Annotated in this window: 13 protein-coding genes and 5 pseudogenes; all 18 read left to right on the top strand. The window is 36.8% G+C overall.

The annotated features are described in order from the left end of the window. Positions 1-1,482 (top strand): ankyrin repeat domain-containing protein, encoded by a 1,482-nt coding sequence (locus tag ABWU65_RS01165; protein WP_353280024.1) that lies wholly within the window; start codon positions 1-3, stop codon positions 1,480-1,482. Continuing rightward, a pseudogene (locus ABWU65_RS01160) lies at positions 1,479-3,305 on the top strand (phage terminase large subunit family protein). Before ABWU65_RS01165 ends, ABWU65_RS01160 begins: the two are co-directional and overlap by 4 nt. After that, positions 3,298-3,522, top strand: coding sequence for a gpW family head-tail joining protein (locus ABWU65_RS01155; RefSeq protein ID WP_007302777.1), 225 nt, complete (start codon positions 3,298-3,300; stop codon positions 3,520-3,522). The pseudogene ABWU65_RS01160 and the gene ABWU65_RS01155 overlap by 8 nt, the downstream one beginning before the upstream one ends. A 26-nt stretch (positions 3,523-3,548) precedes the next feature. Beyond that, entirely contained in the window at positions 3,549-4,580 is a 1,032-nt protein-coding gene (locus ABWU65_RS01150; RefSeq protein ID WP_214303338.1) for a YhcG family protein, read from the top strand. Beyond that, positions 4,580-5,992, top strand: coding sequence for a phage portal protein (locus ABWU65_RS01145; protein WP_264685422.1), 1,413 nt, complete (start codon positions 4,580-4,582; stop codon positions 5,990-5,992). Before ABWU65_RS01150 ends, ABWU65_RS01145 begins: the two co-directional genes overlap by 1 nt. Before the next feature lie 14 nt (positions 5,993-6,006). Then, positions 6,007-7,068, top strand: a complete 1,062-nt coding sequence (locus ABWU65_RS01140) for a S49 family peptidase (RefSeq protein WP_264685423.1) — start codon at positions 6,007-6,009, stop codon at positions 7,066-7,068. Positions 7,069-7,143: 75 nt separating this feature from the next. Then, positions 7,144-7,534 (top strand): annotated as a pseudogene (locus ABWU65_RS01135) (head decoration protein). A 24-nt stretch (positions 7,535-7,558) separates the two neighbouring features. After that, positions 7,559-8,221: pseudogene (locus tag ABWU65_RS01130) on the top strand (major capsid protein); the annotation flags it as partial. A 227-nt stretch (positions 8,222-8,448) separates the two neighbouring features. Continuing rightward, positions 8,449-9,393: an IS110 family transposase gene (locus ABWU65_RS01125; protein WP_353279985.1), complete on the top strand. Its 945-nt coding sequence runs from the start codon at positions 8,449-8,451 to the stop codon at positions 9,391-9,393. A gap of 223 nt (positions 9,394-9,616) precedes the next feature. Further along, positions 9,617-9,958, top strand: a pseudogene (locus ABWU65_RS01120) (major capsid protein); the annotation flags it as partial. Positions 9,959-10,054: 96 nt separating this feature from the next. Next, positions 10,055-10,240 (top strand): annotated as a pseudogene (locus ABWU65_RS01115) (hypothetical protein); the annotation flags it as partial. A gap of 506 nt (positions 10,241-10,746) precedes the next feature. Then, on the top strand, positions 10,747-12,090 hold the full coding sequence (gene ltrA / locus ABWU65_RS01110; protein WP_264374788.1) for a group II intron reverse transcriptase/maturase: 1,344 nt from the start codon (positions 10,747-10,749) through the stop codon (positions 12,088-12,090). A 78-nt stretch (positions 12,091-12,168) separates the two neighbouring features. Next, the gene (locus ABWU65_RS01105) at positions 12,169-12,345 is read left to right on the top strand and encodes a hypothetical protein (RefSeq protein ID WP_264374814.1); all 177 of its coding nucleotides are present in this window, start codon (positions 12,169-12,171) and stop codon (positions 12,343-12,345) included. 1 nt (position 12,346) lies between these two features. After that, positions 12,347-12,838: a phage tail protein gene (locus ABWU65_RS01100; RefSeq protein WP_264377325.1), complete on the top strand. Its 492-nt coding sequence runs from the start codon at positions 12,347-12,349 to the stop codon at positions 12,836-12,838. 9 nt (positions 12,839-12,847) lie between these two features. Beyond that, entirely contained in the window at positions 12,848-13,330 is a 483-nt protein-coding gene (locus tag ABWU65_RS01095) for a hypothetical protein (protein ID WP_019236987.1), read from the top strand. After that, entirely contained in the window at positions 13,317-13,781 is a 465-nt protein-coding gene (locus ABWU65_RS01090; protein WP_264685667.1) for a phage baseplate assembly protein V, read from the top strand. The genes ABWU65_RS01095 and ABWU65_RS01090 overlap by 14 nt, the downstream gene beginning before the upstream one ends. Before the next feature lie 3 nt (positions 13,782-13,784). Further along, on the top strand, positions 13,785-14,039 hold the full coding sequence (locus ABWU65_RS01085) for a PAAR domain-containing protein (protein WP_015587734.1): 255 nt from the start codon (positions 13,785-13,787) through the stop codon (positions 14,037-14,039). Continuing rightward, positions 14,036-14,371 (top strand): GPW/gp25 family protein, encoded by a 336-nt coding sequence (locus ABWU65_RS01080; RefSeq protein WP_264377328.1) that lies wholly within the window; start codon positions 14,036-14,038, stop codon positions 14,369-14,371. Before ABWU65_RS01085 ends, ABWU65_RS01080 begins: the two co-directional genes overlap by 4 nt. Position 14,372 lies beyond the last annotated feature (1 nt).

Below are 14,372 nucleotides of genomic sequence, written 5' to 3'. Positions count from 1 at the left end.
ATGTCTGCTAAGTTAAGTTTAGAATTAATAGAGTGTCTCATTAATCAGCCAGGAGTAGATGTAAACGTTAGAGGATTAAATGGAAGGACACCGCTGCATTATGCAGTAGAAATTAACGAGCTTAGTATGGTTGCACTCTTACTGAACAGGAAAAATATTAATCCACTGATCGCTGATGATGATGGTAAAAGTGCGCTTTCTTGTGCAAGAGAAGAAATATTACAAGCACTAATCAATCATAAATATGGATCAGAGGGAGATAGCTTACTTCACTTAGCTGCGATGTTGAATGAAGCAAATGCTGTAAGGTTTTTACTCAACAAAGGAGTTAATGTTAATGAGCAGAATGCTTTACTACATACACCATTACACTTAGCGGCAGGAGCTGGACATGAAGAAATAGTAGAAATTTTAATTAGAGAAGGAAACGCGGATAAGGATGTTCTTGACGTGAGAAATCATGCAGCAATTCATTATGCAGTGAACAACAAGAAGCTAGAAGTAGTAAAATTACTTTCAAATCTTGGTGCGAATGTCAATATAGCTGGTAGCGGCAGAAATGCAATGAAATTATCTTCTTTGCACGTAGCTATAAGTAGTAGTAATTACGACGAAAGGGACTTATGTTTAGATATTGTAAGATGCTTAATAAATGTTCCTAATGCTGGGGTTAATTTACAAGATTATGAAAATAAAACACCTCTACATTACGCTGAAAGACTTAAAACAATAGAAGTTTTACTAACTCGAGAAGATATAGATCCTTTAATTAAGGATGATAATGGCAAGACACCATTTTGTTATGCAAAAGAAGCAAATAGATTAGATATAGTAAAGATTTTAGCAAGTAATAGATACGGAGCTGATAAAAACAGTTTGCTTCATTTAGCTGCCAGAAAAGGATATGAAGACCTAATAGACGGTATTCTTGGTGAAGGAGTTGAAATAGATGCTGTAGATGAGAGTGGAAAAACGGGAATTTATGTTGCTGCAAAGCATGGTCACTTTAACGTAGTAAAGTTGTTGCTAAAGAGAGGAGCAGATGCCACGGATGTTTTTCAGTATGCAATAATAACGAACAACGCAAAATTAATAAAATTACTGAGCAAAGAGAAGGAAATAGTGTTATTTGGAAGACAGAAGAACTTTCCAACATTTCATTTATTGAGCAATAAATATTTTGAAGAAAGGAAAATAGCAGACAAAAAAATAAAGAAATATACCAATATCATCTGTGTCACTATAACAATATGCGCAATAGCGATAGTAGGAATTTACCCTAACATTATAGCTGCGGTAATGGTGGGAATAGTTGCGCTCATAGCTGCAATAACAATGAGTAATTTAACTCAGAAGTACATAGAAGAAGCACTTGAAAAGAAAATGTTTATTGAACTCGAAAGTGAGAAAACAAGTGAGTGCAGTTCTATTTTAAGTGATGTTGAAGTATCATCTAATGATGGTGAAGAGGTAGCAATATGATATACGCTACATCTTTTTCTGAAGGTTTAAGACCAGATCCAGAGCTTAAAGTATCAGAGTGGGCAAATGAGTATCGAGTTTTAGCAGCAACTGCAGCATCAGAGCCAGGAAAATGGAGAACAGAGAGAACTCCTTATTTAAAAGAAATCATGGATTCACTTTCTCCGTCCTCACCAGCAGAAAAAGTAGTATTCATGAAAGGAGCGCAGATTGGAGGAACAGAAGCTGGCAACAATTGGATTGGCTATATCATCGATCAAACACCAGGACCAATGCTAGTAGTACAGCCAACAGTTGAAATGGGAAAGCGTTGGTCAAAAGGAAGATTTGCGCCACTGATTGAAAGTACACCATGTTTAAAAAGTAAAGTAAAAGACCAAAGATCAAGAGATTCAGGCAATACTGTACAAAGTAAGGAGTTTCCAGGTGGAATAGTAGTAATAACCGGAGCAAATAGCAGTGTAGCACTGAGATCTATGCCAGTAAAATATCTCTTTCTTGATGAAATAGATGCCTACCCAGGAGATTCAGGAGGAGAAGGAGATCCAGTTTTACTCAGCATAGCCCGAACTAATACATTTGCACGGAGAAAGATTTTTTTAGTATCAACACCAACGATTCATGGAATAAGCAGAATTGAGAAGGAATTTGAAGCAACAGATAAGAGATACTTTTTTGTACCATGTCCACATTGTAATTACTATCAAGTTCTGAAATGGTCACAAATAAAATGGGAAAACAACGACTCAAGAACAGCACATTATGTCTGCACTGAATGTAGCGGCAAAATAGAAAATCATCAAAAGACAGAGATGCTAGAACGTGGAGAATGGAGAGCTACAGAGGCAAAAGAAGGGGAGAAAAAAGGATTTCATCTTTCAAGTCTTTATAGTCCAGTTGGGTGGTATAGTTGGCAACAAGCAGTAGAGGATTTTCTGCATGCAAAGGAAAGTGAACAATTACTGAAAGTTTGGATCAACACAACGCTTGGAGAAACCTGGGTAGATAAGGGAGAAGTACCAGACTGGAAGCAATTATTCAACAGAAGAGAATTTTTTCAGATTGGCACAGTACCAAAAGGCTAAGTAGTTCTCACAGCAGGAGTAGATGTCCAAAAAGATCGTTTAGAAGTAGAAGTTGTAGCATGGGGAAAAAGCCGCGAAAGTTGGTCAATAGACTACCGAGTATTTGAAGGTGATACTGGAAGAGGAGAAGTATGGGGAAAGCTTTCAGAGTTACTCAATCATCATTTTATCGGTGAAAATGGGCTTGAATACATGATAAGCATGATGGCGGTTGATGCAGGGTATGCAACACAAGAAGTATACAATTGGGTAAGAGGTCATCAAGGCTCTGGAAGAGTAATGGCAGTTAAAGGTGTAAATAAAGCCCTAGTGCCACTTAGCAGCCCAAGTAGAGTTGATATAACAGTTGGTGGTCAAAAGCTAAAAAGAGGAATAAAGCTCTGGCCAGTAGGAGTATCGATATTAAAGTCAGAGCTTTTTCAGCTACTTAATATTTTAAAAGAAGAAGAGAAAGTGCCAGCAGGATATTGTCATTTTCCCGAGTATGCACCTGAGTATTTTAAGCAGCTAACGGCAGAGCAATTAGTCAGCAAGGTAGTAAAAGGATACACCAAACAAGAGTGGCAAAAAGTAAGAGAAAGAAATGAAGTACTAGATTGCCGAATTTATGCGAGAGCAGCATCTATTGCGCTTGGAATCGATCGTTGGCCAGAGAGTAAATGGAATAGTTTGAGTGGAAAAATAGAAAGTAAAAAACCTAAGAAAGTAAGACAGAGTAAGTGGCTGGAAAATGTATAACGAAGAGTATTTAGTTCAAGTCGAAGAAGCGATAAAGAAGCTGCAAAACGGAGAGCGAGTAGTATCAATTGCATATGGTGACCATGTAGTGAGATATGCTGAAGTTCAGATAAATGATTTACTAAACTTAAGACAACGTATTAAAGCTGAGCTAAAGATTGTTGGAATGAAACCGAAGAGAAAGATTGTTTTTTCAACGAGTAAAGGGATCATATAATGATAAAAATCGTTAAAAGGAACCGTATGACAAAAATTATAGCAAAAGAATATACAGAATTTTTAGAGCAGCTCAAAGAACAGATTGCTACTAGTCGTTATAAAGCAGCACTAGCAGTAAATAGCAAACTCATTGTGCTTTATCACTATATTGGTACAGAGATCTTAAGGCGCCAAAAAGAACATGGTTGGGGTGCTAAAATCATAGATCAGCTAAGTAAGGATTTGAGAAGCGCATTTCCAGAAATGAAGGGATTTAGTGCTAGGAATCTTACTTATATGCGTCAATTTGCTGCAGAATATCAAGATACTGAATTTACGCAGCAGGTTGCTGCACAATTGCCTTGGTTTCATATTGTAGTTATTTTAGATAAAGTAAAAGATCCAAAAGAAAGACTATTTTATTTTCAAAAAGCTATAGAGCACGGTTGGTCACGTAGTATAATGGTGATGCAAATCGAACGTGAATTGCACAAACGTCAAGGAAAAGCTGTTACTAACTTCAAAGATAAGTTACCTTCTCCCCAGTCAGATTTAGCACATTATACATTAAAAGATCCATATATTTTTGATTTTTTGAGTATAGGAGATGACGCTCATGAAAGAGAAGTAGAAAAAGGTCTTGTAGGCCATGTAGAGAAGTTTTTGCTTGAGCTAGGGGAAGGATTTGCATTTGTAGGTAGGCAATTTCATTTAGATGTTGGTGATGAAGACTTCTTTGTCGATCTATTATTCTACCATCTAAAATTACGTTGTTTTATAGTAATTGAATTGAAAGATAATAAGTTTAAACCAGAATACGCCGGTAAAATGAATTTCTACCTTTCAGCAGTAGATGACTTGCTAAAACACGAGACAGATCAACCATCTGTAGGGTTGATTTTATGTAAATCTAAAAATGATGTACTAGCAAAATACACTCTAAAAGATATGACAAAACCAATAGGACTAGCAGAATACCGAATAACTGAAAGTCTACCAGAGAATATAAAGACAGCTTTACCAACAGTAGAAGAGCTAGAGGCTGAGTTATCAAAAATTTCAGATAAGGAGAAGTAATGCTACTCAAATCATTCAAACAACTATTTAGTAAGCCAAAAATCAAAAGTTCAGCGTGGGATGCATCAGGTTCAGGAAGAAGATTTTTTCACTTTCAACCAGAGTTAGGAAGTATAAACAATTTGCTGTCTCAAAACCTTGAAACTTTACGTAGTAGATCACGTGATATGGTGAGAAAAAATCCTTACGCTGCAAATATAATTGATACGATAGTAAGTAACTCTATTGGAACAGGAATAAAACCACAATCAAAAGCAAGAGATGGAGAATTTCGAAAGAAGGTGCAAGAATTATGGCTAAGATGGACAGATGAAGCAGACAGTAACGGAGTAAGTGATTTTTATGGATTACAAGCTCTAGTATGCAGAAGTATGATAGAGGGAGGAGAATGTTTTGTACGTTTAAGAACGAGAAAGCTGGAAGATAGATTTTCTGTACCATTACAACTGCAAGTACTTGAGTCTGAACATTTAGATAATAAAACAAATCAAACTTTAGGAAATGGTAATGTAATAAGAAACGGGATTGAGTTTAACAGGCTTGGGCAAAGAGAAGCATATTACCTATTTAAAGAACACCCTGGTGAAGGCTCGTTTGGTGAATCAGTGAGAGTACCAGCAAATGATGTTTTACATATTTATAGACCTTTAAGACCTGGGCAAATCAGAGGGGAGCCTTGGCTTTCTAATATACTGCTGAAGCTTTATGAGCTTGATCAATATGATGATGCAGAGCTGGTGAGAAAGAAAACTGCAGCAATGTTTGCAGGGTTTATTACAAGACTTGATCCTGAAGCAAATATTTTAGGAGAAAGTGAAAGTAATGAGCAAGGAGTAGCATTATCAGGTTTAGAGCCAGGAACAATGCAGCTTTTAGACCCAGGAGAAGACATAAAATTTTCAGAGCCATCAGATGTTGGAGGAAGTTATGAAGCATTCATGAGACAGCAACTGAGGGCAATAGCAATAGGTACAGGAATAACATATGAGCAGCTAACAGGAGATTTAACAGGTGTTAATTATTCATCCATTCGAGCAGGATTAATAGAGTTTCGTCGTCGATGTGCTATGCTGCAACATAACATTATGGTATTTCAATTTTGCAGACCAGTATGGAGTAAATGGCTAGAGTTAGCAGTACTTTGTGGAGAACTGAGTATAGATGAAAAAGTAGTAAAAGCAGCGAAAGAAGAAGTAAAATGGATACCACAGGGATTTGATTGGGTAGATCCACTGAAAGACCAGCAAGCACAGCAAATGGCGGTAAGAAATGGCTTCAAGAGTCGCTCAGAAGTAGTATCAGAAATGGGTTACGATGTAGAAGAAATTGACCAAGAAATAGCAGAAGATCAAAAGCGTGCTGATTCTTTCAACCTTCTCTTTGATTCTGATGTCAGGACACAAACAAAATAAATCTCATTTACATTATGAAAATTTTACAAACCAACTGGCTATGTAGGCCGATGATGATAGAGCAAAAAAGCTTTGACCTGTTGTCACTATATAACGGAAAACAACCTATCTTTAAAAATATAAAACATGCAGTAAATCAGAATATAGAAAAAACAGCAGTAATAGCAATACATGGAATTTTGACCAAAAAACCAGGGGCTTTTGACGATTTTCTGGGAATGACATCATATGAGAAAATTCAAGAAGAAATAGAAGAAGCATTATCAAACAAAGATATAGAAACTATTCTGCTTGATATAGATAGCCCCGGAGGAGAGGTAAACGGTATATTTGACCTAGCTGACTTTATTTATGAATCAAGAGCAAAAAAGAGGATAATAGCGATAGCAAATGATGATGCATACTCTGCTGCATATGCTATAGCCTCTAGCGCTGAGAAGGTATTTGTGAGCAGAACTTCTGGTATTGGCAGTATAGGAGTAATAGCAAGTCATATAGATCAAAGTGGGTTTGATGAAAAACAGGGAATAAAATATACCACAGTATTTGCAGGAAGTAGAAAAAATGATTTAAATCCACATGAGCCAATGACGTCTGAAAGTCTGGAAAGCTTACAAAAAGAAGTAGACCGACTATATGAAATGTTTGTGCAGCTAATAGCGAGGAACAGAGGTCTTTCAATTGAAAAGATTCGATCAACGGAAGCAGGGCTATATTTTGGGGAGAAAGCAGTAGAGATAGGTCTTGCAGACGGAATTACAATTCTTTCATCTATTAATAAAAACAGGAGTATTACTATGAATGAACGAACTACAACTGACCTAGAAACTGATAATTTAACTAAGTATCGTAATGAAGTTCTTGAATTAATACGTTTATGTAACTTATCACGAATGCCAGAGAAAATAGGAGAATTTATTGAGCAAAGCGTAAGTGTTGAGCAGGCAAGGGAGGTTTTAATGGAGTTACTTGCAGAGAGAACGAAAAAGACAGAGATACTGAGTGCAATACCACAGAATTCAGGAGAGGAGTTGATGATGCAAGTAGCTAAAGCTAGAGCACAATCAAGTATTTAAGTTTTTTTATAACCGCCTGGTACAACAACTACAAACATGGCGGTAAACTAAAGGGAAAAAAGGAGAAAAGAAAATATGACATGTATAACTGAACAAAATAATCTATCAGACGTCATTGGCTCATGGTGACTTATTAAAGTATGAGGCATCAAGTCTATATTCAAGAGATCAAATAACAGTAGCTAAAGGTCAAAATCTTAAGCTTGGTACAGTAGTTGCCAAAAAGACGGAAGATGGTTTTATTAGAGTCCTTAATCCCACTGGAACAGACGGCACACAAACAGCAATAGGTGCAATATTAAGTGATGTAAATGCGACAGAAAATGCCAAAGCAGTAATTATTACTCGTGGTGCAATACTAGCAGATCATGCAGTTGTGTGGCCAGCAAATATCACTGAAGAACAGAAAGCTGAAGCAATAAAGCAACTTGAAGCACGAGGGATCATTATCCGCAAGGGAGTTTAACTAAAATTAATAAGGAGAAAAAGAATGCAAAATCCATTTACAAATACAGCATTTAGCATGACGGCACTAACAAATGCGATGAATATATTGCCGATAAATTATGGACGAGTTGAAAATTTAAATTTGTTTCCAAGTAGGTCAGTAAGATTTAGACATATTACCATAGAAGAACACAACGGAGTATTAAGTTTATTACCAACACAAATACCAGGAGCACCAGCAACAGTAGGAAAAAGAGGAAAAAGAAAGGTAAGAACGTTTACGATTCCGCACATTCCGCATGATGATGTAGTGCTGCCAGAAGAAGTACAAGGAATAAGGGCATTTGGATCAGAGAGTGAACTTAAAGCGCTTGCAGATGTAATAACTGATCATTTGCAATCAATGAGAAACAAACATGCAATAACATTAGAGCATTTGCGAATGGGAGCGCTGAAGGGAATTATTCTTGATGCTGATGGGTCAGAATTATTAAATCTGTACAACGAATTTGAAATAACACCAAAAGTAGTAAATTTTGCACTAGGAACTGCAACAACTGATGTAAAGCGTAAGTGTATGGAAGTACTCCGGCATATAGAAGATAATCTAAGTGGTGAATATATGACAGGAGTACATGCCTTGGTAAGCCCTGAATTTTTTGATGCATTAACTTCGCATAGTAAAGTGAAAGAAGCATATGAAAGATTGTAAGTTAAAAATGTGATATAAAAGAGATAAGAGGGAAAGATAACCCTACTCACTATAGGAATAGGGCTATCACGGGCGTGTGCGACCGAATGAAAGTTGGTATTACAACCGTAGCCATCAAGGTAAACTAGCCCCATCTCTCGATACGTTTGAATAGTTGCATGGGACATATGTATGCACCCGTTTACAATCTTAAATTAATTAAACTATCGAGGTTATTTATTATGATTACATCTTATCAAAATTTCATTGGCATTGATATCGGAAAATTTAAAAATGTTGCTGCAGCTTATAACCAAAGGAGAGCTATCAAGTTTGACAATGATGCTACTGGTTGGCAACAGTTGTTTCAAAAATTTTCAGATATCCTACCTAATTCTCTAGTAACTTTAGAAAACACTGGAAAATATGAGCTTGGCTTAGCACATTTTCTTGTTGATAAGAATGTTGCTGTACATCGAGCTAATACTCGTAAAGTAAAAAGTTTTATCATATCACATGGAACTTTAGCAAAGACAGATCAATCAGATGCAAGAGCCCTTGCTCAATATGGTTTTGAACGCTATAGTGCTCTATCTCTATTTGTGCGTATGTCAAAAGAACAAACCGCCTTAGTTGCACTCTGTCAACGTCGTGATGACATTACGCAAATGAGAACTCAAGAGAAATGTAGGCTTGCAGCACCTGAAAACGACTATATAAAGGAAAGTTGCCAAAAAACAATAGACTTTTTTACCAGTCAGATAAATGAGTTCAACGATGCCATACAAAGAATTATTGATAAAAATCCAGAGTTACAAAAGCGTCAAAAAATCTTGAGAACAGTGCCAGGAATAGGTCTCAAGTTATCACAAGTTTTTGTGTGTCTAATGCCAGAACTTGGCCACCTAAACAAAAAAGAAGTTGCAAGTCTTGCTGGAGTTGCTCCACATCCAAAAGAAAGCGGTAAAACTATTGGTTATCGAAGGATAACAGGTGGTAGAAGCAACGTTCGTGCAAAGCTTTTCACAGCTGCTATGGCTGCTGCAAGATCTAAATCTGCACTTGGTGCTTTTTATTCTGATCTTATTGGTAGAGGTAAAAAGAAGATGGTAGCTATAACAGCTCTAATGCGAAAAATCATAGTAATTGCCAATGCAAGACTTAAAGAAGCAATTAATATGAAATAAAAAAAATCTGTATAGAAAATAGGTTAACGAATATGTGCGTCTACACACATTTAAAGCACATATTCGTTAACCATAAAATCTAAGCAGTGCTTGCTGTTTGATATAAATTTCTTTCTGTATAAACTAGGGTTTTTGTTGCCAAAATACATTTTTCAATTGAATAAAAATACAAAATTATCAACAAATGAGACTAAATTCAAAAAATTTTAAAAAACATAGTTGATGGCAAGAAGGAGCAGCGCTAAGAAACGATATGAGATCAGGATTTACGTTCTGTGGCATAACATTTGAGGAGTATAGAGGGCAAGCAACTGACCCTGAAGGAACCGTGAGAAGATTTATTGAGAAAGATACAGGGCACTGTTTTCCAGTAGGAACAGCAAGCACATTTACGACATATTTTGCACCAGCAGATTTTAATGAAACAGTAAATACTCTTGGACAGCCACTATATGCAAAGCAAGAACCAAGGAGGTTTGATAGAGGGACTGATTTACATACGCAGTCAAATCCTCTGCCAATGTGCCATAGACCAGGGGTATTAGTAAAAGTCGCTATAGCATAACATACTGGTAGAGTAATTACAAGTTGGTGAGGCACAGAACGACTCTACCGGTATGCGCTTTCTTAGCATGTAAAGGTTAGTATATCAAAAAGAAATATGCAAGAGAATATTAAGCGATTATTAGAAGATTGTTTTGCCCATTTAGGAGAAGTGGCTTTGTATAAATCAAAGGATAAGTCATACATGGTACAAGTATTAAAGCAACAGCCAGATAAATTATACGAGATTGGTGAAGGACAATTTGTGGAAGAAACTTTAGCGTTAGAAGTAAGTGCGTTTGATGGTGCGTCCAGAGAAGGTAAGTATGTTCAGTAGGAGTCAAACCTACCAGGATAAGAGTCGGAGTCCTGTAGCTTGGGTAGCAGTATGGAGGGAAACCAAGATACTGAAGCCTACCGACAACGTTATCGTAAGGATAAAGGCGAGTTATCGGGCCATAACGGAAGTGAACACATAGGTGGCCTCGAAAACACAGTACTGAAGGCCGAACCAGCCGTCAAATGGTGAAGGCAGTACAGAAGGTTGAAAAACGACTGATACAACTGTTCTACTTCAGCGGGGTGATAGTGATGGCACGATAACAAGGACATACAAAACAACTGGAGAAGCCCTCCTCATCCCAAGGAGAAATATCTTGGAGAGGTAGGTTCTATAACTGGAAACAGGAAATGAACCGAAGATGAAAGGGTGGCGGATGGGTGCGTAGTAGCGAAGAAGTGAGGTAATGCTCATGGAGCAAAGGTACCCTACTAGTAGAAATCTTTTAACAAAAGGGAGGTAAAGGTAAAATGATAAAAATGCCAATAAAATTACAAGACCTGAGAAGAAAGATATATACCAAAGCGAAGGCAGAACCGGAATGGCGATTCTGGGGAATCTATGTTCATGTTTGCAAAATGGAAACACTGAAAGAAGCCTACAAGCTAACAAAGAGGAGTAATGGGGCACCAGGAATTGACAGAGTGACATTCGAATTGATAGAAGCAGAAGGCTTAGAAAAGTATCTCCAACAAATAAGATATGAACTAATAACCAAGACCTATAGCCCAAATAGGAACCGGAGAAAGGAAATACCAAAAGCTGGGGGAAAACTCAGAGCATTGAACATACCCTGCATCCGTGATAGAATAGTGCAAAGTGCACTAAAGCTAATAATTGAACCAATATTCGAATCTGACTTTCAGGACGGATCATATGGATATAGACCTAAGAGAAAAGCGCATGAAGCAATAAAAAGGGTAGAGAAAGCAGCAATCAAAGACAATACAAAAGCTATTGACATAGATCTGAAATCCTACTTTGATAATGTGCGACATCATATTCTTATGGAAAAGATTGCCAAGAGAATAAATGATAAAGAAATCATGCACTTGATCAAGCTAATCCTCAAGATGGGAGGAAAACGAGGAATAGCGCAAGGATCAACGATTTCGCCGTTATTGAGCAATATATACCTCAATGAGGTAGATAAAATGCTAGAGAAAGCAAAAGAGGTGACCAAAGAAGGAAAATATCAACATATAGAATACGCAAGATGGGCAGACGATTTAGTAATACTGATAGATAGACACCCAAAATGGGAATGGCTGGAAAAGTCAGTATACAAAAGGTTACAAGAGGAATTAGCAAAAATAGAAGTAGAAGTAAATGAAGAAAAGACAAAAGTTGTTAACCTAAAAGAAGGGGAAAAGTTCAGCTTTCTAGGATTCAATTTTCGAGAGAAAATTACAAAACAAGGAAAATGGACGGTAGAAACAACACCACAGATGAAAGCACGAACAAACCTACTTCACAAGTTGAAGGAAGTATTTCGTTGGCATAAATCGCAACCAATAGAGAGAGTGATTCATATCATTAATCCGATATTGAGAGGGTGGATAAACTATTTTAGGATTGGAAACTCAAGTCGAAGCTTTCACTACGTGAAGCATTGGGTAGAGAAGAAAATAAGACGCAATTTAATGAAAGCCAGAAAAGCAAGAAAAGGATTTGGCTGGAAGAGGTGGAGTAGAGAATGGATATATAAAACCCTGGGTCTATATTCGGACTACAGAATAAGATATTACATTCCGAAAGCATCACCAGCACAATATGTTATAAATTTTGGTAAAGAATCTACTAGGAAAGCGTAGTGCGGGAAAACTGCATGCTGCGTTTGATGAGGCGGGAGCTGGAAACGTGAATATGGGAATTTTGGATTGAGGCCCAACATGAAAATAATGGATCAGCCACCAAACCCTAAAGAGGCGCGCCAGTTCTCGACCCTACTGTTAAGGCCAATAGTAGGAGATGTTTTTGTTATAGGTGATCGAAGATATAAAGTACACTCACCGCCACTTAGAGACAAGTCTGGAATAACGTGGAAAATAAAAGCGTCTGGGGTGTAAAATGTCTGTTCATATAGAAGTTGAGGTAATAGAAAATGTAAATGCTAAAAGAAGAAAAGTAGAATTAGCAACGGTAAAGGCATTAAACAAAACGGCACTATGGTTAAAAGCGCAAGCAGCTAAGGAAATCAGTGAGGAAAAGCAGATAAAATTAAGTTTGATAAGAAAGAGATTAAGAATTTTTAAGGCGAAAACTAGCAGATTAGAAGTGTCAATTAGAGCAAATCTCTATGACATTAGAGCATCGACAATTGGCAAAATACAAAAAACAAGAAGAGGATCGAAAGTAGGAAAGCATGAGTTTATAGGAGGATTTGCAGCAGTTATGCCAAAAGGAAATAGCGGTATGTTTAAACGTGAAGGAAGGGCAGCATTGCCAATAAAGGAAGTTAAGTTGCCACTAGAACCTGAGGCTTCAAGGATAATAGGGAATCTTGTTAATTATGAAGTTGAAAAGGTATTTGAAAAATATTTTATACATTACATGAGTTAAATTATATGCATGACAAAGTTCTGGAAAGATTTACATCAAGAAATTTGCACTAAGTTAAAGGAAGAAATATCAGCAATACAGACATGTGAAATTTATCCAGCAATAAGAAAAGAATTAGTAGCACCGGCAGTATTTGTGGAACTTAGCAGCTTTGAAAAAGGACATGATCCTGGAACAGAAGAATTAGCCTTGAAAGCCAGGTTTGAAGCAAGGATTGTAGTTGATGGAACAGTCGAGGATTCCTCGTTAGTTGTCAGGTCATTAGCAACAGAAGTAGCAAGAGTAGTAAATAAAAATACTTGGAATGTGAAAAATGTTTCACCAGGAGAATTTATCTCTGCAGAAGTTGACGGATTTAGGCCAGAGTTAGATGCGTATTTAGTGTGGTTGATTGAGTGGGTGCATACAATACACGTAGGGCGATCTATTTGGAAAGAAGGAAAATTTATGCCACACAAAATAGAAATCGGTGAAATAAATGTTAGAAAATAATTTTGCAATTTCGGAACTACAGAGGAAAATGGCCAACATTGTTCGTATAGGAGTTGTAAAAGAAATAGATTATGAAAAAGCAAAAGTAAGAGTTAAAATAGGAGAATTTTTAACAGATTATTTACCATGGATAACGAGCAAAGCAGGAAAAGATAGAGATTGGTCTCCACCAGATATCGGTGAACAGGTTATGATATTTTCTCCTCTTGGCGAATTATCGTTAGGAGTGGTGTTAGGAGGGATATACCAGGAAAAATACCCTGCATCAGAGAATAAAAAAGAGGTGAGTAGCTTAACATTTCAAGATGGAACAAAGTTGTCATACGATAAAGATAAACATCATTTAGAGATTGAAGTAGTAGATAAAATAACACTGAAAGCTGGAGAATCGAGTATAGAAATGACAAAAGAAAGAATAAAACTTAAGGGAAGGAGAATAGATCTAAACTAGCATATGGGTAAAGCAATCGTTTGTGTAGGGGATAATTGTACAGGAATACCGGTTCATGTTTGTATGAGTGGAAGTGAAGACGTATTTGTAAATAGTAGATCTGTGTGTCGTAGGGGTGATATCTTGACTATAGGGGAGACACTAACGCAAGGGTCAAACAGCGTATTTGTGAACGGTATGGGAGTAACAAGAACAGGAGACTTGGTATCGTGTAGTTTTAAAGTGATAGGTGTTAGCAAAAATGTATTTGCAGAATGAGAGGCATGAATGCTAGCACGGGAAAGGAATTGGAAGGAATAGAGCACTTAAAGCAATCTGTCGTAGATATTTTAACTACCCCTATTAATAGCAGAGTAATGAGGAGAGATTATGGGTCAAGATTATTTGAATTAGTAGATAAGCCAATAAATAGAGATTTAACTTTGGAAATCTATGCAGCAACAGCAGAAGCACTGGAAAAATGGGAAAAAAGATTTAAGTTAGAAAAAGTAAAAATAACAGAAGTGAAAGAAGGAAAAGTAACGTTTGACCTAGAAGGATTGTACTTACCAAGTGGAAAAAATATTCGCTTTGATGGAGTTGTGGTATAAA

It is taken from the genome of Wolbachia endosymbiont (group B) of Silvanus unidentatus, from assembly GCF_964028615.1.
In the GTDB taxonomy this organism is placed as follows: Bacteria; Pseudomonadota; Alphaproteobacteria; order Rickettsiales; family Anaplasmataceae; genus Wolbachia.
The sequence above is the reverse complement of the archived record's forward strand: the minus strand, read 5'-3'. Positions and strand labels throughout refer to the sequence as shown.

Coding starts and splice junctions, on each gene's coding strand:
- ABWU65_RS01155 (WP_007302777.1), top strand. CDS start 3,298: ATGTATAACGAAGAGTATTTAGTTCAAGTCGAAGAAGCGATAAAGAAG.
- ltrA (WP_264374788.1), top strand. CDS start 10,747: ATGATAAAAATGCCAATAAAATTACAAGACCTGAGAAGAAAGATATAT.
- ABWU65_RS01150 (WP_214303338.1), top strand. CDS start 3,549: ATGACAAAAATTATAGCAAAAGAATATACAGAATTTTTAGAGCAGCTC.
- ABWU65_RS01085 (WP_015587734.1), top strand. CDS start 13,785: ATGGGTAAAGCAATCGTTTGTGTAGGGGATAATTGTACAGGAATACCG.
- ABWU65_RS01125 (WP_353279985.1), top strand. CDS start 8,449: ATGATTACATCTTATCAAAATTTCATTGGCATTGATATCGGAAAATTT.
- ABWU65_RS01080 (WP_264377328.1), top strand. CDS start 14,036: ATGAGAGGCATGAATGCTAGCACGGGAAAGGAATTGGAAGGAATAGAG.
- ABWU65_RS01105 (WP_264374814.1), top strand. CDS start 12,169: ATGAAAATAATGGATCAGCCACCAAACCCTAAAGAGGCGCGCCAGTTC.
- ABWU65_RS01095 (WP_019236987.1), top strand. CDS start 12,848: ATGACAAAGTTCTGGAAAGATTTACATCAAGAAATTTGCACTAAGTTA.
- ABWU65_RS01165 (WP_353280024.1), top strand. CDS start 1: ATGTCTGCTAAGTTAAGTTTAGAATTAATAGAGTGTCTCATTAATCAG.
- ABWU65_RS01090 (WP_264685667.1), top strand. CDS start 13,317: ATGTTAGAAAATAATTTTGCAATTTCGGAACTACAGAGGAAAATGGCC.
- ABWU65_RS01100 (WP_264377325.1), top strand. CDS start 12,347: ATGTCTGTTCATATAGAAGTTGAGGTAATAGAAAATGTAAATGCTAAA.
- ABWU65_RS01145 (WP_264685422.1), top strand. CDS start 4,580: ATGCTACTCAAATCATTCAAACAACTATTTAGTAAGCCAAAAATCAAA.
- ABWU65_RS01140 (WP_264685423.1), top strand. CDS start 6,007: ATGAAAATTTTACAAACCAACTGGCTATGTAGGCCGATGATGATAGAG.